A 21,911-nucleotide genomic window follows, 5' to 3' on the forward strand; every position below is an offset into this window, starting at 1 on the left:
CTTTAGGTCTTACAACAACCTTAAAGACTTGTCCTTCCTCTCCTAATTTATCTGGAATTTTATCATAATTTGTGTCTTCTGTTGGACGATCTTTAAAACCATCTGTTACCAATTCATATCCTTTTTGTTTTAAAACATTAATCATTGGTGTTGTGTCATACATAATCTCAGCACCTGTATTTCCAACAACAGATGATTGTGGTGCTACAACATTATCTAATTCATCAACATATTTAATTGTTGCAATTTGTGGTGTATCAATCGTTTCATCTAGCACATATTGATATTTAATCACTTGGTCGGTTTTTGTGACATTACCAGATTCTGGTGCTGAGCCATCTTTTAATTTAGGCACACCATTTTCTCTCACTAAGCGATATACTTTACCTTCTACTGAACGAATAAATTCTGGAACATCTGTTGATGTATATGGAGTATAAAGTAATTCATTTGTTACAACATCCTCTCTACCCATAGTCACTTGTGCAGGTAGAATAGCGATAAATTCATTATTAACAACCGTTCCAATATCTCCAGCTAATTTTTCTTCTGTATTAGCAATATAATATTCACGATATACATTTCCTTTTACCGTTAATATTGGAATAGACGCACCATCCCCCCAATACGGATCTGTGCTATGATTATAGAAATATTCACCTGCTGCATTATCCGGATTCACAACAGCAACTTGACGTCCACTATTGGCAAAAATTTTACCATCAGATGTTAAACCAATACCTCCGATTGCCCACGTTGCATCATTTGCACCTGTACTATCACCAGATGTTGCATCTACAATACGTACTCGTTTAGATAAGTAGCTTTCTAATTTTGTGTAATTATCTTGTGTAGCTGCACCTTTTTCCACTTGATCAGCTTTTACTGTTAAAATGTAATAATCTGGTGTATTGAATTGATTCAATAATAAACTCATATTCCCTTCACTATCAAAGGAAATATCACTACCTACAGCCCAACTTCCAGCTCTGAAAAAGCGTTCAAAAGTGTCAAATAAGTTGCTTTTAAAAAGCGTTGAATCAACATATCCAACTGGTTCTACTTTTTGTGTTGCTGGATCATAAGACCAGAAACGGAAATAAATATCAAATGTATGGTCTCTTGTTGCTTTTTTAAATTCATCTTCTGTTCCAGGTTGTACTTTATTAAAAGATGGATCATAATCACGTGTGTGCATCCCAAAATAATATTTACCATCTACTGGATTGACAGCACCGGCTGTCCATGAATTTGTTCGCATAATCGCTTTATCTGCCCAGGTAGACGCATCGCTGACAAATTCCCAATAGTGTTTAGTAATATCATAGCGATATACCCCAACAATATTTGTTCTATTTGGATTTGCCTGCCCATTGATCATTGTATTGATATCACCCATAAATCCGATCATATAAGCATATCGTCCATCTTGAGAAATACCTAAACCATTAAAACGTAAATTATCTGTTCCAGCTGAAAAACCTTGTTTAGCAGCTTGTTCTTTTAAATGGTCGTAAACATTTTGACCATTTGACATTTTATCTTGTGAAATTGGTGTCACAGATTTATTTTTTACATCTACTTCATAGATAAGACCACTGTATTTTGGATTAGCATCTGCACGTCCCGATGCTTGTACATAGTAATAATCACCATTATTACTAAAACGTCCAATAGTTAATGCACCTCCTGTATCAAGCGTTGGTGTTTCTGCATGTGCAACAAGCACATTATTGTTGATTGAATCTCCTACTGCAAATAACGATGTCCCTAATAAAACAGAACACGTTCCAACTGTTAATTTACGAATAGAAAATCTTTGTCGCTTATTAAAAATCATATAACCTCCTAATAATTATCATATTTTATGTTTTTCTTTTTGTCATAACACTTCTTTATGAATATATTGTTTCTGTGTTTCTTTTTTGATGAGTATCTCCAATACCGTCTTGAACATTGACGACTATAAAGAATAATCCGTCTAATCAATCTATCTTTCAGTGTTACAACCAGTGTTTCTCATTTCTACAAATTAATATTCAGCCTTTATAAAAAATAAATTTTGTTATTCATTTGCACATAAAATCTTTTTTCATCATTATTCTCATACTTTTTTACAAATACTTTATATAGTGTATTTATAAGTCCAACAGTCAGTTTAAGAAACATCAAAAACTGTACACTCCTTTCTTTAGTGAATAATATGTGTTTGTCCATTTAAGTAGACTTTTACGGACAAGCAAAATGAGAAAATATGAAAAATAGATATATTATTTTCATGTGTTTATTTTCATAAAACTCTTTTTATTTTGTGAATTAGAAAGGCTAACGGTATACATACCCACCCCCATTATTCCATTATAAACATTTGTACAAAAATGTCTAGTTTTTTAGGATTTTTTTAATATTATTTCACTTACTTTTTCAAATAAAAATAAGTTTTAAACAAAAGTATCCGACGTAAACAAATGTTTACGTCGGATACTTTCTTAGATTTATATACTTTTTTATAAGTTTATCAAAAATCAATTTAGTCTATCTTTCCATTTTATAAATATACGTTTTCATACACTTGAAAAAACCATATCTATCTTATTTTTTCTGAAAACCTAGTAGACGTAATCCATTTAAAATGACGAGTATCGTTGACATTTCATGGAAAAAAACACCTTTCGTTAAATCTAGAATACCAAGCATATTTAATAAAATAAGTACTAAAATCACACTAATTGCAAAAGCAATATTGACTCTTGTAATACGCCCATACTTTTGACTCAGTTCATACAATAAAGCAATTTTTGATAAGTGATTTTGTGTAATGATAACATCACTAACATCCATGGCAATATCGGTACCACTCCCCATTGCAATGCTAACATCTGCATGAGCTAAAATTGGAGCATCGTTGATTCCATCTCCAATCATACCTACAACTTTCTCATCATGTTTATATTGTTGCATATATGTTACTTTATCCTCCGGCAAACACTCTGCATAAAACTTAGGTAATCCTAATGTATTCGCAACACTTTTTGCAGCGTGCTCTCTATCTCCAGTAAGCATAACAACATCTACAAGATGTGTTTTAAATACCTCTACCATTTCTTGAGCATCTTTTCGTACTGCATCAACCAACTCAAAATAACCAATGACTTCGTTATTTTCTGAAACAAATAATAATGTTCCTTGACTTTCTTTTTCTAAATAATGATGTGTATCTGTACAATCACGCATAAAACGCTTATTACCAATAGATAGTTGATTCATTTGTAAACCACAACCTGCAATCTCTTGAATGACTACATCTTGTGGTAATGTCGGATAAGACACATCTTTAAAATAAGTCATAATTGACTTTGCCAATGGATGTGATGACTGACTTTCCATAGACAGCACAAGTGGTAAAACCTCTGGTTTATCCAAATGATAATGATGTACTCGAAATTGACCTGTTGTTAATGTTCCCGTTTTATCACTAAATAAAGTCGTCATACGCATCATTTTTTCCAATGCATTCCCATTTTTGATTAAAATACCATTTTTAGCACCAAAACTCATCGCACTGAGCATAGCTGGAGTCATTGATGCAATAAGCGCACATGGACTTGCGACAGTCAATAAAATCATACCTCGATAAAAGGCGTCTGTAAAACTCAATCCTTGGATACACATTAAATAAGTAATAAAGAATACAACTGTTATCAATACACCTAGCACATACGTTTTTTGTATTTGATGAATACGTTTATCTAAATGACTTTTACTATTATTAGCTGTTTTAACTAAGGATACAATATGTGAAAATACACTATCATGACTTGTTTTTGTTGCGACGTAAACACTCGTATCTCCAATATTGATTGTTCCAGCAAATACATCATCACCAATTTCTTTATATACAGGAATGCTCTCTCCCGTTAATACACTTTCATTCACGAGCATCACTTTAGAAGCTGTTCCATCCAAAGCAATTTGCTCTCCTTTTTTAACAATCAATGTTTGTCCAATATCAATCTGATCAATATCTACAATTTCTGTCGTATCATCTTCCTTTAAAACCATTGCTTGTTTTGGAATATGTGTCATTAACGATTCCATTGTTTTCATTGATTTTTGATACACATAATCCTCTAACATTTCTGAACCAGAAAAAATAAATAATAAAATAGCCGCTTCGCTAAAATACCCAATAGAGATGGCACCACATGCCGATAATATCATTAGAAAATCAACATTTAATCTATGCTCTTCAACAATATCAGAAATAACATCTTTGACAATTTCATACCCTAATAATACGCTAGCAAGACATAACCACAACGGACTTCCTGATAGCTGTATCTGCTCACATAATAAACCGATACCTAGACTAATACTCCCTGCCACAAATAGTTTTCCTTCCTTTGTTTTTAGTAAATCAAACATATTTTTCCTCTCCTTTTTATTTGATAATACAAAAAAGAGCATACCCGTGGACAGTTCGTACTGTCTCACAGATATGCTCAGTTCATTTACTAAACATTTTTCTGCTGTCTAAACACTTATAGACCCGGCTACGTAAAGAGCCATTACTGCTCTTTACTGCTTGTTCAAAAAATAATTTATTTCTATACATATATAATAAAAGAAATGACATATTTTGTCAAGAAAAGTTTGAGAAAAAATTCACTTTTTTACCAAAAATTTTGTTCTTTTTTATTCTTCAGATAAAATAAATTGTTCTTCTTTTTTATCAAATGATAAAAGATATGCTTTTCCACTCTCAACAGTTAATGATACTTTAGAAGACCCCCTTGTTGTTGTGACATTTTTATAAATCACACCAGGTCTTGTGTATGAGTAAGTCACTTCAAGCACAACTGTTCTCGGCATAGCATAAATTAAATATTGACCACTCTCAAAAAAGATTGCTACTTCACCACTAACACATGTACATAAAAATCTTTTTGCGTAATAATTTGATTTCCTCTATTAAAAGAAATTTTTACCGCTCCTGGATGCTGAGATAGCCATTTTTGTTTAGAACTTTTATTCATTTTATAAGATACAACACTTAGAATACATCCTAAAATCACAATTCCTATAAAAACATATGCCATTGGACCCATTGAGAAAAAATCGTTAATAAATTCTTCTATAATATTTCCTCCTTTCTTTTTTATTTTTTAATCTCTTTTAACACATTTAGATGTGTCACAGAACTTTTTTCACCAGTTATCCGAAGATCATCAAGAAGTTGATAATATTTAAAATTTCCAAATAATGTTAAATCAAATTCTTCTTGATGACCGGCATCGTTTACATAAAGTGTCAAATGACTATCCTCTTTTTTTGCATATAGTGACACACTATCAAAGGCATAGCACTTTTTTGACCTTTCTCAAAAATACAAAAACTCGTATCATCAATCGCAATCTTCATATTTATCTGCCTTACTAATGAAACAAAAATAAGAAGAAATAAAATACCACTGAATAAGATAGCGGTTTTAAAACTAAAAAATAATCGAGAATAAAATAAACAATACCTATACCAATGACAGTCGCTACAAATTGCCAAATTAAAGCAAATGGACTGATACGATAGACTTTCATTCTACCCCTCCTTTACCTTTTATTATACCGCAAGCCTATAAAAATACGAATGCTTTCATGTTAAAAATCTGATTAAATCAAGGACAAACCAACATTGGTTTATCCCTGATGTCTATCCCACAACAGCAATGACTTCTATTTCTATTAGAGCATCCTTTGGTAAAGCTGCCACTTGATAAGCGGCTCTTGCAGGAAACGGTGCTGAAAAATAACTTGCATATACATCATTCATTTTTGTAAAATCAGCAATATCTTTTAATAAAACAGTTGTTTTCACAACATTTTTCATCGTTAATCCTGCCTCACTTAAAATAAACTGGATATTTTCTAATGATTGTTTTGTTTGTTCCTCAATCGTACTACCTGCAAATTCACCTGTTTCAACACAAATTGGTAGTTGACCAGAAACATAGACAGTGTTTCCTACTTGTATTGCTTGAGAATAAGGACCAATAGCTGCCGGTGCTTTAGCACTTTCTATTTTTTTCATATAATACCTCCATCATCAGTTTTGTTCATTTAATATATCATCAACACATGATGATAGCAACTTTACGAATAATTATATCAATTTATCTATCGCATTTTTCAAGTCAATTAAAAAAATCTCTTTCATCTTATTGAAGGCACTATTTTCTATTTCTCTATAAGTACTCGTAAGGACTGTTTGAATTGTATTACCCAACGGACACTCTTTATTCGTATTTTTATCAATTTCAAGTAATGATTCTTCATGAATTGCTTGAAAAATATCAAATAATGTGATGTCTTTAGAAGATTTTAAAAGTCTCGGTTTAGCACTACCTTGTTTTGTTTCAATCAAATTTGCTTTTTTTAATTGAGACATAATTTGTCTTACTAATGCTGGATTTGTATTGATACTTTCAGCAATATCTGTACTTGTGATACGTTTATCTTCACAAAATACTTCTATATACAAAAGTATGTGAATAGCATCAGATAATTTATGTGAATGTTTCATGTTTTAACCTACAATCGTCACATAACCTTTTTGCAGAAGTGTATCTCTACCTCCACGAACACTATTGTCTTCCCACGTTAGAAATGCAATCACTTCGTTATTATTCAAATCTAATAATTGAGATATTGTCATACCACTTTCTTCAATCCAGTTAATAAAATATTTCCCACTTTCCAATTCAATGGCTTCATAAGGATCTACTTCCTCTGAAGGACCACCGTCCTCAACCTCACCCACAGATGTCCATTTTAACTTACCTTCTTCTAAGTATTCCATAATGAAGTGAAACCCTGTCTCGTACTGTACATCTAATTTCTTTCCTTTTAACATTTCAAATAGTGTCATTATATTTCTCCTTTTGTTATTTTATAACTTACATGTATTTTAACATGTAAGTTATAAAATAATAATAAAAAGAATTATTTTTCATAAAGTTCTTTTTTATTTTTGATTAAATCACACAAATAAAATTATGTTATACTAAAATTTAAAAATAAAAAACCGATAACGAAGAACATTCCTCATTATCGGCTGATAAAATCACTTATTCTTTTTTATTTCTAAATGAGTATACTACTCCAGCAATAACAAATAGAACTAATGAGTAAATAGAAGAATCTATAGTTCCTGTTTTTGGCAAAATAGAATTTTTATTTTCTTCTATCAATACTTTACTTAAATTAGAAGAATTAGTAGGTACTATTGGTTCAACATATGTATTGGTTATTGTATAACCATTTTTTTGAGTTCCTTCGACATTAACGGTATATGTGTTGGCTCCTTTTGTTACTCGATTGTTCGCTTCACCAACTTCTTTCACGGTATAGATATTCGGTGTTGCTTGTTCTGGAGTATCTACGACTAATAAATTTGTAAAATCATGTTTCCATTGATTAGATTCGTTTAAGGTAACAGGAGCACCTATTGCTTCTCCATTTTTATATAACTGTACTTGTACACTACTTTCACTTACTTTTCCGACCCATACTTTTGTGACACTCACACTTGTTGTTCCTGGTTGTAGTGGTGTTGGTTTGATTGGCTCGACATAGGTATTGGTTATTGTATAACCATTTGCTTGCGTTCCTTCTGTATTAACCGTATATGTGTGGTCTCCTACTGTTACTCGATTGTTAGCTTCCCCAATTTCTTTCACAGTATAGATATTCGGTGTTGGTTGTTCTGGAGTATCTACGACTAATAAATCTGTAAACTCATATTTCCATTGATTAGATTCGTTTAAGGTAACAGGAGCACCCATTACTTCTCCATTTTTATATAACTGTACTTGTACACTATTTTCGCTGACGTTTCCACGCCACACTTTTGTGACACTTACAGTTGTTTTACCTGGTTGTAGTGGTGTTGGTTTGATTGGCTCAACATAGGTATTTATTATCGTATAGCCATTTGCTTGCGTTCCTTCTGTATTAACCGTATATGTGTGGTCTCCTACTGTCACTCGATTGTTAGCTTCACCAATTTCTTTCACTGTGTATACATTTGGTGTTACTTGTTCCGGAGTGTCTACAACGAACAAATCTGTAAACTCATATTTCCATTGATTAGATTCGTTTAAGGTGACAGGAGTACCCATTGCTTCTCCATTTTTATATAACTGTACTTGTACACTATTTTCGCTGACATTTCCACGCCACACTTTTGTAACACTAACTCTTGTTTTCTCTGGTACATACGTATTTGTAATCGTATTACCTAAAATGGTTTTCGTATAGTTTTCTGGAACATTCACTTCATCTACTGTATAGGTGTAAGCTACTCCACTATTATCTGTTGCTGGTAAGTCTCGCCATGTATGGCTTGTTGTACCTGAAGTCAATTCTACGACTTCACCATAAACGACTCCATTTTGATACAACTGTACTGAAATCGTTGGTTTTTCTGTTGGTCCATTCACCCAGACTTTGTTTACAGTGTATTCCGTTTTTCCTGGTACATACGTATTCGTGATGGTATTATCTACAACTGTTTTTTCATACCCTGCAGGAACGTTGACTTCATCTACTGTATAGGTGTAAGCTACTCCACTACTGTCTGTTGCTGGTAAGTCTTGCCATGTATGGTTCGTTGTACCTGAAGTCAATTCTACGGCTTTACCATAAACTGCTCCATTTTGATACAACTGTACTGAAATCGTTGGTTTTTCTGTTGGTCCATTCACCCAGACTTTGTTTACAGTGTATTCCGTTTTTCCTGGTACATACGTATTCGTGATAGTATTATCTACAACTGCTTTTTCATACCCTGCAGGAACGTTAACTTCATCTACTGTATAGGTGTAAGCTACTCCACTATTATCTGTTGCTGGTAAATCACGCCATGTATGGCTTGTTGTACCTGAAGTCAATTCTACGGCTTTACCATAAACTGCTCCATTTTGATACAACTGTACTGAAATCGTTGGTTTTTCTGTTGGTCCATTCACCCAGACTTTGTTTACAGTGTACTCCGTTTTTCCTGGTACATACGTATTGGTTATCGTATAGCCATTTTCTTGATTTCCTTCCACATTAACAGTATATGTATGGTCACCTACTGTTACTCGATTGTTCTCTTCCCCAACTTCTTTCACTGTGTATACATTTTCTAAATTTTCCGATTTATATTTTGGAAGCTTCATAAATGTATATGTCCAATTTCCATTTTCTGTTAATTGAACAGGGTTTCCTTCTGGATTACCATTTTTATACAATTGAACAGTAACACTCGTTTCTTTAACACGACTAGCCCATTGTTTTGTAACTTGAACTTGTATCTGTTTTTCCCATCCTGCATACGCATGCAATACATTTGGAGTGATAATATTGGTAATCGGTGTTGTTCCAGATGCAAATCGTAATGAAAAATCGAATGGATTGGCATCTCTATTTGCTACTATTTCTGCATCTGTTATTGGATTATTATCTTCTGTGCCATCTGCATGATGATTATACCAACCGACTAAAGCATACGTTGGACGTGTCGGTTGAGAAGTGTCATCCAATAATTTTAATTGTGGAATATCTGTCCAAGGATCAGTTGAACTATATATTGTATATAAAAACTCTTTTTCCGTCCCTGAATCAAAAGTTCCGCCATTTGCATGATAAATCATTTTAGCACGTTGTCCTAAAACAACTTGCTTAGTCATTGGGTTTAATACAAAATCCCACATTCCAACACTTGTATGATCTGAAAGTGGTGCAATCGGTTGAGTAGTGTCTTTACTTACATAATGTAATAACTTAGCATCTTCACTAGTCGCTTCATAAGCATTTGTATTTAATTTTTCATTTGCAAATTCATTATTATTCGCCCCTCTAGCAACAACATAACCAACGTGACGATTGGCATTTTCAATATATCCCGTAGCAATACCGGTAGCTATCAATTTAGGTGTTTCACTAATAGAAACATTAATCGGTTTCGTTAATGCACCCGTTAAAATAATCGAAGATTGCCCGTCTAAAACACGAACATCTCCACCTTGAATGGTTGCATTTGGCGTGATAATCACATCTTTTGCAGCGTAAATATTTTCGCCACTTAATTCTCCTTGTTTTAAGTGGTGTGAATTGCCAACAGACCAATCTCCTTTTGTATTGTTTTGTATAATGGCATTATCTACTTTTAAATACCCTGCATTATAGATACCGCCAACCATTTGGTAACCTACATTATTTGATATATTAACACCGCCTGTTAATGTTAAATTACCTTGATTATAAATAGCACCCGCATTATTGGAAGCCGTGCCGCCAGTTATAGAGCCTGATTCCATAAACACGGTATTACCTGGTCCTATAAACATGCCACCACCATATGACAAATTTCCCCATGTATAAGCTGCGTTGTTCATCAATCTCGTATTTTTCAAAGTTAAATCAACACCAGATACTTCATCTCGTTGATTTGAAATCGCAATAGCAGCACCTGATACATCTGCCATAAAATTACGAATAGTTGTATTTTCTATTTTAGCAGTAACGGTACTACCTGTATAAAATGAAATAGCTCCACCATATTTAGCAGTATATTTTCCTGCATTCCAAAATGCTCCACGACCTTCTAAAGTAGAATCGATTAAATTAAATGTTCCACTTCCAACAACTTGGATTAACCCACCTGCTTCTTTAACACGTGTGCCATCTCCTACAGACATAGTTGTATTGGAAATTGTCAAATGTGATCCTTCTGAAGTAATTGCTCCACCTGCAACACCAATTTCCCCTTTTCCCTCTAATAAAGTAAAATTAGAATGATGAACTTCAGCATGAGATACATTTTCAAATTTAATAGCTCCTCCAGTATTAAATGGACCAGCAACTTTAAATGTTGTTCCATAAATAACAACTTCACTATCAGTTGCTTCAATAGCTCCACCTTGATATCCACCTTTTGTTTGCCAATCATCATTGCTATTTTCTTCAAATACCGTAGTAGTTTTATCAGTTGAAGCTGCATCTTTATTAATATAAAGTTTAGATCCACCTTCTAGTTTGATCGCTCCACCTTCTCCATTTGAACCATTTGGTGAAGATCCTGATCTGTTATGACTAAAGCGTCCACCTACAATATTAATCGTACTCGTTCCAGCATAAATCGCTCCACCGTGAGGGGCTAAAATAGGATCACCCGGTTTTTCAACGACAGGGGTATCTTTTTTAGTTGTATTTTCTATAAATTCAACATTTTCTAAATTTAATGTTGCATGCTCCGCAAAAATAGCTCCACCACTATAACGTTGTTTATTTACAGTATCTATTATGTTCTTTTCAAATAATTGAGTCGTTCCTTTTTTTACAATGGTATTTTTTAGCGTTAATGTTGCACCATTAGTAACAAGAAATAAACGAGATTGATTATTCCCATTAAGACGAATATTTTCAAAAGTAACTTGTCCACCAGAAGCGATAAACATATTCTCTATCAAACCGTTTGTTGTTAATTCAACACCATCAGATGCTGTTATTTCAACTGTTTTTTGGGATAAATCAATAGAACGAGATATTTCGAAAGAAGAATTAATTAGAATATTATCGCTATTTGATTCCAATGCTTGAATAAGTTCATCTTGAGTATTAACAGTAACTGTTGTAGCATAAATCGTTTTCAAATTCATACAAAACAAGCAAGTGAAAAAAATCACAAATACTGAATGCCATTTTAAACTTTTTGTACTCATATTGTGCATACTCCTTTTATACTTTATTTTTTGATAAAAATTTGAATATATTATTACACATATTATACGACCAATCATCCGTAATTTGTCAAGGATTTATTCGGAAAAACTTTACAATTTATTGTCTAATTCATCATTTTGACATTTTTTTGAAATGTATCAACAATAGAAGTTATTCAGGGAATATGTTAATGTAGTAGAACGAATATTTTATTCTGTATTTTTTGTTTGTTTTAAAAATATCAGGTCTTAATAATATAAGTCTTAAAATTTATGAAAAAAGCAGCAAATACTGTATATTGTTAAAAGATTATAGAAATTTTATCTTATTGTGATTGTAGTGAGTATTCAAAAAAAGAAGTTCTATAATAAATATATGAATAAAGACTTGAAACTATAACTCAAGTATTTGATTTTAACTATTCAATTTTTCTATTTTGCTATTCCAAACTGGAATAGCAAGTAACACAATTACTAATATATAAACTATCTTATCTGCTATAGTATTATTAAGTAATTGCATATGATCTGTTGCCTTAATATTCGAATTAAACATATTAATAACTGCTGTAGAAAAACTAATCGCTAATGGTATAACTACAGATAAACCAATAACAGAAATAACATAATTTAACATCTTACTTACGTGATAACCAAAATCCTGATCTGGCTCGTTTAAGAGAATTCCCATAAAGAAATGATCTCCAAGACCGATAATTCTCGTCCAGCAACCTTCTGGCTGATTGCCCTCCTTACACAGATACACAAGGATATCGTCAATATAATTTTCATGTCTACAACTATCTAGGAAAGACATTTCTCTTGTTTTTTCAACTTCTTCATCAGCATCATAATAATGAAGCATCTCGATTTTATCCTCATAACGATTCGCTAAGCTTCTATCCTCATCTGCAAAGAAAAGGAAATCATCTTCAGCGACGGCTCCTACTCTAATAAAGGATCTTGTTTCTTTAGATGTTTCCCAAAAGCTTGCATTTCCGTCCTTTATTTGTGCTGCTGCAATTACTTCTAATGTCAATCCATCTTCACTATCATAGTAGCCGTAGGTAAGTACACCATTTGCTTTCTTTGCACCAGGGAAATCAACAAGAGCAGCCTTCGTTGTCTTTGTTATTGGTAATACACAAAAGTGTTGATAAAACGGTCTAAAACCTGTTTCTTTATAATTCATCTATTAGTCCTCCTTACTTGATATGTATACGCATATTAAATAGTCATTGTAAGAAGTCTCCTACTAAACGATCTTACTTTAAACCTAACCTCATTATCTCTTCGCAAACCTGGAGGAACTTTTCATATAATTCTCCATAATCTACATAAGTTTTATGTACTGCATAGAACACCGCAGTGTTCACCTTCTTATTACCAATCAAACTATATCGTAATGGTTTGATCTGAATTTTCTTTAAATGAGCATATCTTTCTTCCTCAATACACATGATGATATTTCCATTCTCAAAAAGGCAGTATATCGATACCACCCACCAATTCATATAAGGTGTCACACTTGAAGTACCTTGGCCATACTGTCCTTTAAAATCTGCCCATCACAAATCGGTCTTTCCTTAAAAACATAAGGAATCTTTAAACCTTGTGCTTTTTTTGATTCAGCATTTCTATCTGCCTACTCAACAAAATGTGTATATGTATTTTCAAAGGTCGTAGGAGAAACCATCTGACTCACTTCACTTGTATGGTTAGCCTGTCCAGATTTCTGAATTTCAAATGATACAAGGCGTTTCACTTCACCAATACACTCATCGATTGTTTCCAGATAATAGAACCACGTGCCATCTTTAGCTTCATCGCAGTGATAAGAGGTCTTTTGTGCCCAGTCAGAAGTAACATTGAATATCTTATACACTTCTTTCTCGACACTAATTCCGTATACCAACAATTCTAGAATGCCTACTGAAACGATATTCTTTTCTGCTGATACAGTTACCGGAATTAACTTAAGTGTATTTTTAATCCCATCAAACAGGTCATTAAGGCGAAGTGCTATCGTATCTACAACTGCAGCACCTTCTTCAAATGAGCCATTAGTCCATACGCCTCGTATACTATCTTCCTTTTCACCTCTACATCTGTAATATACAGGTCCAGAATAAAGATAGTCTTCACCTAAAACAAGATAGTTTCCGTCATCAGTTCTTTCAAAAAGATGTGAGTGTTTTTCAAAATCGATACCTTCATTAGTTCTGTTATAGCAATAATCTGCCGGCAAAAAGCTGTTCCTGTTCATAGGATATGTAGCTGTCACAAGACTGTACAATTGATCCGGCGTCATCTTTGATGTAGTTCCATTTGAGCTGACATAGTCATTGATGACTTCTATTACTTTTTCCTCGATTGTCATGACTCAATCACCTCCAGCTTATCTCTTAATTCTTCCAGCGTTTCTGGCATACGTGTCAGATCAACAAAATGCAGTCTGACTGTTGTTCCATCGCCAGATTCAAATTCTATATCAGAATAATCACGCATCTCATCATTTAATGGGTAGAGAAGCCAGATTTCTGATGTTTCATATTTCTTAGAGTAAGCATACATTTGATACATATCACTTTGAGAAATACCATAATTGGCGTGTTCACTATTGATGAGGCTTTTCCATTTGGTATCCATTATGACGATTCTATCACCACGCTTACAAACGATATCTGGTCTCAGCGCAAACTGGCGTCTTGGATCCATGAACAAATAATATCCTTTGTCCTGACTTGACACTTCCCAGCCTGCCGGTCCTAGCACCTTCTTTATTTGCTGCACTACATAACTTTCGTATACACTCTCCATTGGAAATAACAATGCCCTTGATGTATTCTTACCAGAGAATGTTGTAAATGATTTATTCATAAGAAATACCTTAGACCACTGCATAAGCATTTCATAGTCTTTCGTATTTCTATCAATTTTCACCTGTGAAAAATCCTTCGTATAATTCGTTGAAGGTTCCACCATTTCAAATGTTGTCAACAACTGTTTAATCTCTTTTGAGTTTTCAGTACTCGTTGTCAACTTCTGTAATTTAAGTAATGTCGCTTTGACAAGTTTATTCTCTGATCTATTTGGATGGAATTCATCATAGGCAACATAGAATCTTTCCCTATGCGCCATGTTTGTTTTTATGTGCTGGCTTGTAAGAAGTTTCCCTTTATAGAATTTGAGATTATCTTCTTGTCCAACATATGCAGATTTAATGCCACGCTTAACCAGCTGTCGTACTTCTTGCAGATACATATTTATAAAAATCTCATAGAGATTCATGCGATCCACTTTTAAACTAGAATCATTAAATACCTTACTAGGAAAATCCTTCATGCTTTTTAGCATCTTCAGGAATATTCTTTTTGTTTCCTTATTACCAGTGTCTTCTCCAGAATCAAAGCTAATCTTAGGAAGTATCTGTATCTGATAACCGCTATTCATCTGGATCAAACCTACATAATTCTTGATAGTTACGATATCACCAACATTACGTTTATAAGAAATGTGCATAAAATCCAATGCATCAGCATTTTTTTCATCTCCTGAGAATTCATGGATAAATTCCACAAGGTTATGGAAAGTCGCTGTATCAAGATATTTATATTTTTCATCATTTTCGAAATCAACATTTCCGGTAATAGTATCAAACTCTCTCACCTCTAGCAATTTATCCATTTATCTCACCACGCTTTATATAATCTGTTTGTAACTTTCAAGGTTATCAAATGCCTCACTGTTGATGGTGTATTTCTTGTCAGGAAGATCAACAACATCATCTGCATTGCCCTTGAATATACTTTTGACTTTAACCTCTTCGTCAAGAATGAACTTCGTTGAAGGATCTGTCTTTCCATTATCACCAAGGACCAACTGGATCTTCTGATAATCTTCATAGAAGTATTCCTGAAGAAGCGGAATAACAGAATTTTCGAAGATTGCCCTTAGGGTTTCTATTGTTGGATCTTTTGCAAGTTTTGTAAAGAACGCATGACCAATTGTATGTTCTCTATCATAGAGGAAAGTAATACGTTCATTAATCTTTTCAAGCATTTCTACAACATCAAGATCATCTACCTTGTCAGCACTAATATCTCTGAGTACATTCGCATCTGGCATCATCTCAACAAACTGAAATCTTCTACGAAGGGCAGTATCCATTAAAGCAATCGAACGATCTGCAGTATTCATTGTTCCAAGAATATATACATTAGACGGAACACTAAACAGATCTCCTGAATAAGACAGAACTGCCGCAGCCTGCTCATCCATTCCTTCTCTCTTAGTGTCTTCGATCAACGTAATCAATTCACCAAAAATCTTTGAGATATTTCCTCTATTGATCTCGTCGATAATAAACACATAATTCTTATTTGATGACACCTTATTATTTTGAACTAAATCACCAGATTCAAGCACAACTTTCGACACTTTAGCATTACGATCAATTTCATTACTCTCTGGCATAGTTACACCTTTACAAAATGCTTTAAAAACTCCATCTTGAATCGTATATCCTATGTCATCTCCAAAATTCAATACTGGTTTGATGCCTTCGATAAATTCCTCATATCCATAAGACTGATGGAAAGTAGTAAACGCCACTCTACCTGTATCCAGCAGTTCACGATAACGAATCATCACTTCGTCATAATCCATAGCTTTTACACTATCCAGATCAAGCTGATCACAAATAGCCACAGCGTAAATTGCAGTGCTGTATGTTTTACCTGTTCCTGGAGGGCCATACAGGATCATATTTTTATCGTATGCAATTACTGATTCTTCCTCCGTTGTAAGATCAATATGAGATAAATCCATTCCCTTTAATGCCTCCCCCAATTCGTTTCTAAGTTTCCAAGAGTATCTACGTTTACCCTTTTCTACTACATATCTCCCAACAAACGGAACTGTGTAATAGCGCTGACGACCTCCATCAACACAAAGTGGACAATTCGTCTTTCTATGTACTCTCTCACCAAAGATACGTCCCCAGTTATTATATGAACCAGCTGAACCTCCATAGATTTCAGCAAGATTAGCACATGTAGATTTCCCACCCAGTTCAAGTATCATCTTGAACATTTTTAGGCTATCTTTATTTGTAACATCCGGATTATTAAGCAATTCGGTCCACTTCTCTTTTGTGATTCCCGGATCATATTCTTCTAAACTTGGCCAGTATGTAACGTCGTCAGCTTTCTTGCCAATTAGTTCTAACCACATCTTTTTCAATTCTGGTAAAACACTCGATTTAATCTCGATACCAGATCCCATTGGACTCCACTGCTGGTCAGGAAGTGTAGTTTTAAGGTCATCCTGCATCAACATTGATTCTGTATCATAATCTTGAATCCAGTCATATTCTGTATCTATGTGATTAGATTTAACTCCTGCTTCAGCTTTTTCAGGATCGTAGTGATCTGCTTCATAAGCGCCTTTCACTACATATCCATGAGCAAGAATTCCTCTAGGTTTAGAACCTGTCTTAATCAAGAAAATCTCATCACCAACAGTAGGTTGCTTACTTGCACAAGTCCAAGACTCAACAAATTTGTTTCCAAGCTTTGTATCTTTACACCATGTTTTGTAGTTTGTCCAATTCCAGCTTGCAGGATTCCATGTTAACAGCCATGCACGGCCAGTTGATTGTGTAGAGAATTTTCCAATGACATGCTCGTAATATGGAATGATCTTCTTTACTGCGGCCATTACATCAGTGTCATATTGTTCGTTTGTTTTACCCTCTGCTGACTCAACATAAACACAAAGTTGAACCTTTCGAATTTCACCTAAATCAATCTTTGCTTTGATCTGATCTACCGAGTCTGTAATGATTGCTGGATTTCCCCACTCGTCACTTCCAGACACATAAACCATTCCATCTTCTTTCGGAATATCTAAATGAGAATGGTATAATGCCATCGTTTTCTTATCAGTGCCATCATTCTTTATTTCCAAACTAATGCGGTATCTTGTCATACCATTGTCTTTCTCAACAAACAAAGAAATACTAGTAGGATTAGCTGCGTAATCCTTATATTTTATCTGCGCCCAGAGATATTTTCTAGTCTTCGTGTTTGAGCCATCCAGCCAAGAAATAGGCAAACATTTATCCAAGCCGAACAATTGCTCGCAACTCGCTGCCATCTTTTTCATTTCAGCAACCGCTGCCTGTCCTTTTTCTTTAACCTTAAGTAGTCTATCCTTTTCTACTGGATCAACGCCGACTGCCTCTGGATTTGAATATGGAACTTCCTGGTTATTCCCCAAGTAATCCAATACTCCTTTGTAATCGATATCAATTGCTACCATTTTCTTTATCACCTCTTGGTACTGCTTCTCAACAAAGAAAAATAATTCTTCCATTGTCATTTGGAGACCGTTTATATCAAACTTATCTGACATACTTAATACCGTAGGATACATTTTATCAGGAAACTCATCCATCATTGAAAGTCGTCTTGAAGTAGAATCAACCGTTGAATCCGCTCTCAAATAATTCTGTATATGCTTTTCATTATCGGAATTAACCCACCATAGCACTCTAACAGAATCAACTTTATTTATTATCAATGATTGAGCTTTCTTTACTATATCCGACTTCTTAAAGAATATATCTTCACGTGTCGCACTCGATTTCATCGTATACTGTTCCGCTGCTAATAACGCTGCCACAATCCAGACCGCATCATTAACACTGTATTTATTCTCAGTATCATTATTAGTTACCTGAATACACACTAACACTAAATTATATTATAAACCAAATGAGTAATATTTCCAATTCGTTTTGAATATGTCCCCAAGTAGTTGATAAGATCGATAAAAACTAAGGCTTTTCCAGATTCATTTCTTTCGTTTAGCGATAGAACTCAGAAAAGCCTTTGATTTCAATAGGTTTTCTTACTTAGATGTGCTTATTTTTGACAGTAATACGACCGCCTCCACATGTGCCTAGCAAACTTCCCATACTAGAGAACGAAAGTGGCAGCTTGGCTTTGAAATTATATTATTGAATGAAATACAGTTACAAATACATCGAACACCAGTATACACTAAAAGCCTATTCAGAATCTGACTAGGCTTGATTTTTTTTATTAAAATTTAAATTGACTAGCTCTTACAAGTTCAACCTTAGCACCCTCAATCACTTCACTAAGGATAGATTCGACAGATTTAATTTCAGTGATAAGTGGTACAATTTGTCCTGCCATTACTGCACCTTCCACCATATCTCCATCAATCATAGCCTTTTTAAGAGAACTTTCAGCTACTGTACGAAGAAGTTCCGCAGCAACTTCCTTAGTATTATTTGCTTCAATTTCAATCATTTCATCTGAAAGTTTATTTTTAATTTGGCAACAAGGCTCATCTGTGGAATAACCTGTAATAACCGTTGACATATCACCTGCATTAATTAAAGCTTTTTTAACATTTGGATGAACTGAAGCTTCTTCCGCAGCCATAAAGATTGTTCCCATTTCAATACCTTCTGCTCCAAGAGCAATCGCAGCCGCGAAACCACGTCCATCCGCAATACCACCTGATGCAACAACTGGCACACTCAATACATCCGTAGCTTGTGGAACAAGAACAGTGGTGGCTTCAACTATAGTATGACCTCCACCTTCCCATCCTTTAACTATGATCAAATCAGCTCCACCTTTTTCAGCAGCAATTGCATCAGCAATAGTTGAAGCCTTCAAAATTATTTTACATCCCGCATCATGCCAAAGTTTAAAATAATGAAGACAAATTTGTTCATCTACATTAATCAGTGTATCTGCATATATAACTGGTGTTTTTATTTCAGAAATCAACTTAGTTAAACGATCAAGGTTCTCAGGTATAAGAACTGTATTGATACCAAACGGTTTATCTGTCGATTTTCGAGTTTCCTCAACCTGTTCTTTAACAAACTCATCTGGAGCAAAACCTACGCCTAGAACTCCTAGGCCTCCAGCATTAGAAACCGCAGCAACCAATGGTGCTGTTGAAATTCAAGCCATAGGCCCTTGAATAATAGGCTTTTCAATATTAAGTACTTCACAAACACGATTAGACATATAAAGTCTCCTTTATTTTTATTTGTGATTAGTGTAACAAAATAAAAAAAGTGATTAAAGACAAAACCGCTTTATTTGTCGACCAAAATCCGCTCAAAACCATTACTCATAGATGTAGCTATCATCTCAACCACCTCTTCTGCTGTATGACTCTCATAATTTTCAATCCACCAACTGACTGTAGATAATACACTAGAAGCATAGAGTTTGCAAAAAAGTGACATTTTTTCTTTATTAACTTTAGGATATTTTTGAGAAAAAGTGAGCGCAATCTCTTCTTCAATTTGTGCTTGCATCATACGATAAGGAGAATATCCCTCTAATTTTAACTGAAAAATAACTTTAATTAATTTAGATTGCTTAGCCATTTCATCAAAATAAGTTACTGTCTTATCAATATCAAAATATTTTGGGCTCACTGTTTAATGTAAGATAGTTATATACTGAAAAATAAACTCATCACAGATAGATTGAATAGGTTACACTAAACTAGACAAAAATTATAAAGTGTTCTACACTGAACTAAAGAAAAGAGGAATCCCTTATGTCTAGAAAACCATACCTTAAACTGAATAAAGAAAATGCCAAGAACAATCGGAACCACTACTATCTATTCAGCGTTGAGCCTATCGAGAACAACAAACTCATCAGAAAATATGTCTACCTAAAGACTGTTTGCTCTACAAACTAAAAAAACGATTCTTTTGGTATCAATATTGAAAAATATGAGTTTTTTAATGATTTGTTAAGATACCTTATTTTTCATTTTATTTAGTCTATAAGCATACTTTTTCAGCGAGTTCCTAAAATGCTTCTCTCCCAAACTTCTTATTACTTTTCATCTACCACTCCTAACAAATGTAAATATTTAACTTTCAGATAATGTGTTTTCATTTTGAACACTGCTTTTCTAATCATTTTCTATATTATAATGTCTTAGAAGACGAGATATTATCATTGTTTAATTGTGATTCTTATGAAAATATTTTAAAACCGCATGTAGCTAAAAATAGTTACATGCGGTTACTTCATACGTAAAGTATTTTCTAACTATCCACTATAGTTGAAAATAACCTACTTTACACTTTCTTGGCCGGAGTGGATAATTTTGAACCATTTTCATTATAGATTCTTTTTTCATTGACTACAATTTTTTCAATGATTGCAGTTTCAAGATCTACATTGAGAATTTCAGAAATACCAAGTAAAAAAATAGCTACATCTGCTAATTCCTCTGCAATATTTGAAACATCATCCTTCAAATATGCCTGAAATAATTCATTAACCTCTCCATATAAACATAGTAACTCAAATTTAATATCTGTAGTATTAAAGCCTTTCATTTTTTTATTTTCTAAAATCTTCTTTTGGCAATCTTTTAATGACGTAATCATATTATACAATCCTTTCAACTTTTATAAATTTATCATACAATATTTTGTCCTCTTTGGAAACTTTATGTGCTACCTCTATAAAACCTACGTTTCGTTGTGATAGATATCCCCTTATATCCCTAGTTGTTTGTTCGTCAATCATTGAATTAACCTCATCCACTAACAAAAATTTAGAAGACAATAGCACCCCTCGAGCAAGTGCTACTCTTTGCTTTTCTTCCCTAGATATATTGAATATATTAACATATTTAAAAATTGTATCAAAAACAGTTCTCACACTTCTCTAGACCAAACCTTTCTAGAGTTTCATTTATAAAAACAGGGGGGTACATTTATTCCCATAAGCCCCTTGTCTATGGAAACAAACCCGTACCCACTAGGGTTTATGGGAATAAATAATTCTACCATCAAGCTTTCAATCCCACCACTTCAACTTCAACTCTCACTCTGATACTTACCCACCATACGACAAAACACCTTGATGTCAAGGCGTTTTACTATCCCTTTCGTTCAAAGGATTCTAAGATTTTACGAGCAGAGCTACGCACTCCACATGAACTGATCGTACAGGTATGTTCGAACACTAACTTGTAGGTTCAAAAGAATATACCACTCCATTTTATTATATCATAAAATCAACACATCTTAACCCAATAAAAAAGCACCTCAATACGGAGA

At 33.8% G+C, this 21,911-nt stretch carries 18 protein-coding genes and 1 riboswitch; of the genes, 1 reads left to right on the forward strand and 17 read right to left on the reverse strand.

The window, feature by feature from the left end:
* From GMA11_RS09355 to GMA11_RS07090, 16 genes are all read right to left on the reverse strand, one after another.
* A partial coding sequence (locus tag GMA11_RS09355; RefSeq protein WP_240332487.1) for a YSIRK-type signal peptide-containing protein occupies positions 1–1,840 on the reverse strand: 1,840 nt, incomplete at its 3' end.
* 752 nt (positions 1,841–2,592) lie between these two features.
* Positions 2,593–4,425: a heavy metal translocating P-type ATPase gene (locus tag GMA11_RS07025; protein ID WP_163545539.1), complete on the reverse strand. Its 1,833-nt coding sequence runs from the start codon at positions 4,423–4,425 to the stop codon at positions 2,593–2,595.
* Positions 4,426–4,483: 58 nt separating this feature from the next.
* A riboswitch (NiCo riboswitch) is annotated at positions 4,484–4,603 on the reverse strand.
* Between the two features lie 92 nt (positions 4,604–4,695).
* Positions 4,696–4,872, reverse strand: coding sequence for a hypothetical protein (locus tag GMA11_RS09200; RefSeq protein ID WP_205422858.1), 177 nt, complete (start codon positions 4,870–4,872; stop codon positions 4,696–4,698).
* Positions 4,873–4,910: 38 nt separating this feature from the next.
* On the reverse strand, positions 4,911–5,108 hold the full coding sequence (locus GMA11_RS09205; protein ID WP_205422857.1) for a hypothetical protein: 198 nt from the start codon (positions 5,106–5,108) through the stop codon (positions 4,911–4,913).
* Positions 5,109–5,158: 50 nt separating this feature from the next.
* Positions 5,159–5,347 (reverse strand): hypothetical protein, encoded by a 189-nt coding sequence (locus GMA11_RS07035; protein ID WP_163545538.1) that lies wholly within the window; start codon positions 5,345–5,347, stop codon positions 5,159–5,161.
* Between the two features lie 88 nt (positions 5,348–5,435).
* Positions 5,436–5,594: a hypothetical protein gene (locus GMA11_RS07040; RefSeq protein WP_163545537.1), complete on the reverse strand. Its 159-nt coding sequence runs from the start codon at positions 5,592–5,594 to the stop codon at positions 5,436–5,438.
* A gap of 112 nt (positions 5,595–5,706) precedes the next feature.
* Positions 5,707–6,084: a RidA family protein gene (locus GMA11_RS07045; protein ID WP_163545536.1), complete on the reverse strand. Its 378-nt coding sequence runs from the start codon at positions 6,082–6,084 to the stop codon at positions 5,707–5,709.
* Positions 6,085–6,156: 72 nt separating this feature from the next.
* On the reverse strand, positions 6,157–6,576 hold the full coding sequence (locus GMA11_RS07050; RefSeq protein WP_163545535.1) for an Rrf2 family transcriptional regulator: 420 nt from the start codon (positions 6,574–6,576) through the stop codon (positions 6,157–6,159).
* A 3-nt stretch (positions 6,577–6,579) separates the two neighbouring features.
* A complete protein-coding gene (locus tag GMA11_RS07055) occupies positions 6,580–6,921 on the reverse strand; it encodes a MoaF N-terminal domain-containing protein (protein WP_163545534.1) in 342 nt (113 codons plus the stop codon).
* Between the two features lie 199 nt (positions 6,922–7,120).
* On the reverse strand, positions 7,121–11,761 hold the full coding sequence (locus tag GMA11_RS07060) for a Cna B-type domain-containing protein (RefSeq protein ID WP_163546485.1): 4,641 nt from the start codon (positions 11,759–11,761) through the stop codon (positions 7,121–7,123).
* A gap of 415 nt (positions 11,762–12,176) precedes the next feature.
* On the reverse strand, positions 12,177–12,953 hold the full coding sequence (locus GMA11_RS07065; RefSeq protein WP_163545697.1) for a hypothetical protein: 777 nt from the start codon (positions 12,951–12,953) through the stop codon (positions 12,177–12,179).
* A gap of 453 nt (positions 12,954–13,406) precedes the next feature.
* On the reverse strand, positions 13,407–14,141 hold the full coding sequence (locus GMA11_RS09210) for a hypothetical protein (protein ID WP_205422869.1): 735 nt from the start codon (positions 14,139–14,141) through the stop codon (positions 13,407–13,409).
* A complete protein-coding gene (locus tag GMA11_RS07075) occupies positions 14,138–15,448 on the reverse strand; it encodes an McrC family protein (protein WP_163545696.1) in 1,311 nt (436 codons plus the stop codon). Before GMA11_RS07075 ends, GMA11_RS09210 begins: the two co-directional genes overlap by 4 nt.
* Positions 15,449–15,463: 15 nt before the next feature.
* Entirely contained in the window at positions 15,464–18,448 is a 2,985-nt protein-coding gene (locus tag GMA11_RS07080) for an McrB family protein (RefSeq protein ID WP_370516568.1), read from the reverse strand.
* A 422-nt stretch (positions 18,449–18,870) separates the two neighbouring features.
* The gene (locus GMA11_RS07085) at positions 18,871–19,773 is read right to left on the reverse strand and encodes a nitronate monooxygenase (RefSeq protein WP_370516570.1); all 903 of its coding nucleotides are present in this window, start codon (positions 19,771–19,773) and stop codon (positions 18,871–18,873) included.
* A 137-nt stretch (positions 19,774–19,910) separates the two neighbouring features.
* Complete coding sequence (locus GMA11_RS07090) at positions 19,911–20,258, reverse strand: TetR/AcrR family transcriptional regulator C-terminal domain-containing protein (protein WP_163545695.1); 348 nt, start codon at positions 20,256–20,258, stop codon at positions 19,911–19,913.
* Positions 20,259–20,383: 125 nt separating this feature from the next.
* Here GMA11_RS07090 and GMA11_RS09360 point away from each other — a divergent pair, with 125 nt between their 5' ends.
* On the forward strand, positions 20,384–20,530 hold the full coding sequence (locus GMA11_RS09360; protein ID WP_240328825.1) for a DUF5960 family protein: 147 nt from the start codon (positions 20,384–20,386) through the stop codon (positions 20,528–20,530).
* Positions 20,531–20,918: 388 nt separating this feature from the next.
* Here the strand turns inward: GMA11_RS09360 and GMA11_RS07095 are convergent, their stop codons facing one another.
* Positions 20,919–21,233: a MazG-like family protein gene (locus tag GMA11_RS07095; protein WP_154632456.1), complete on the reverse strand. Its 315-nt coding sequence runs from the start codon at positions 21,231–21,233 to the stop codon at positions 20,919–20,921.
* Positions 21,234–21,911 lie beyond the last annotated feature (678 nt).

Origin of the sequence: Granulicatella sp. zg-ZJ (assembly GCF_010892355.1) — a bacterium.
Taxonomy (GTDB): domain Bacteria; phylum Bacillota; class Bacilli; order Lactobacillales; family Aerococcaceae; genus WM01.

Excerpts from the sequence above, each read along its gene's own strand:
- GMA11_RS07075 (WP_163545696.1), bottom strand. The coding sequence starts at position 15,448 with ATGGATAAATTGCTAGAGGTGAGAGAGTTTGATACTATTACCGGAAAT.
- GMA11_RS07060 (WP_163546485.1), bottom strand. The coding sequence starts at position 11,761 with ATGAGTACAAAAAGTTTAAAATGGCATTCAGTATTTGTGATTTTTTTC.
- GMA11_RS07050 (WP_163545535.1), bottom strand. The coding sequence starts at position 6,576 with ATGAAACATTCACATAAATTATCTGATGCTATTCACATACTTTTGTAT.
- GMA11_RS09360 (WP_240328825.1), top strand. The coding sequence starts at position 20,384 with ATGTCTAGAAAACCATACCTTAAACTGAATAAAGAAAATGCCAAGAAC.
- GMA11_RS09200 (WP_205422858.1), bottom strand. The coding sequence starts at position 4,872 with ATGCCGAGAACAGTTGTGCTTGAAGTGACTTACTCATACACAAGACCT.
- GMA11_RS09205 (WP_205422857.1), bottom strand. The coding sequence starts at position 5,108 with ATGGGTCCAATGGCATATGTTTTTATAGGAATTGTGATTTTAGGATGT.
- GMA11_RS07095 (WP_154632456.1), bottom strand. The coding sequence starts at position 21,233 with ATGATTACGTCATTAAAAGATTGCCAAAAGAAGATTTTAGAAAATAAA.
- GMA11_RS07055 (WP_163545534.1), bottom strand. The coding sequence starts at position 6,921 with ATGACACTATTTGAAATGTTAAAAGGAAAGAAATTAGATGTACAGTAC.
- GMA11_RS07065 (WP_163545697.1), bottom strand. The coding sequence starts at position 12,953 with ATGAATTATAAAGAAACAGGTTTTAGACCGTTTTATCAACACTTTTGT.
- GMA11_RS09210 (WP_205422869.1), bottom strand. The coding sequence starts at position 14,141 with ATGACAATCGAGGAAAAAGTAATAGAAGTCATCAATGACTATGTCAGC.
- GMA11_RS07040 (WP_163545537.1), bottom strand. The coding sequence starts at position 5,594 with ATGAAAGTCTATCGTATCAGTCCATTTGCTTTAATTTGGCAATTTGTA.
- GMA11_RS07045 (WP_163545536.1), bottom strand. The coding sequence starts at position 6,084 with ATGAAAAAAATAGAAAGTGCTAAAGCACCGGCAGCTATTGGTCCTTAT.
- GMA11_RS07025 (WP_163545539.1), bottom strand. The coding sequence starts at position 4,425 with ATGTTTGATTTACTAAAAACAAAGGAAGGAAAACTATTTGTGGCAGGG.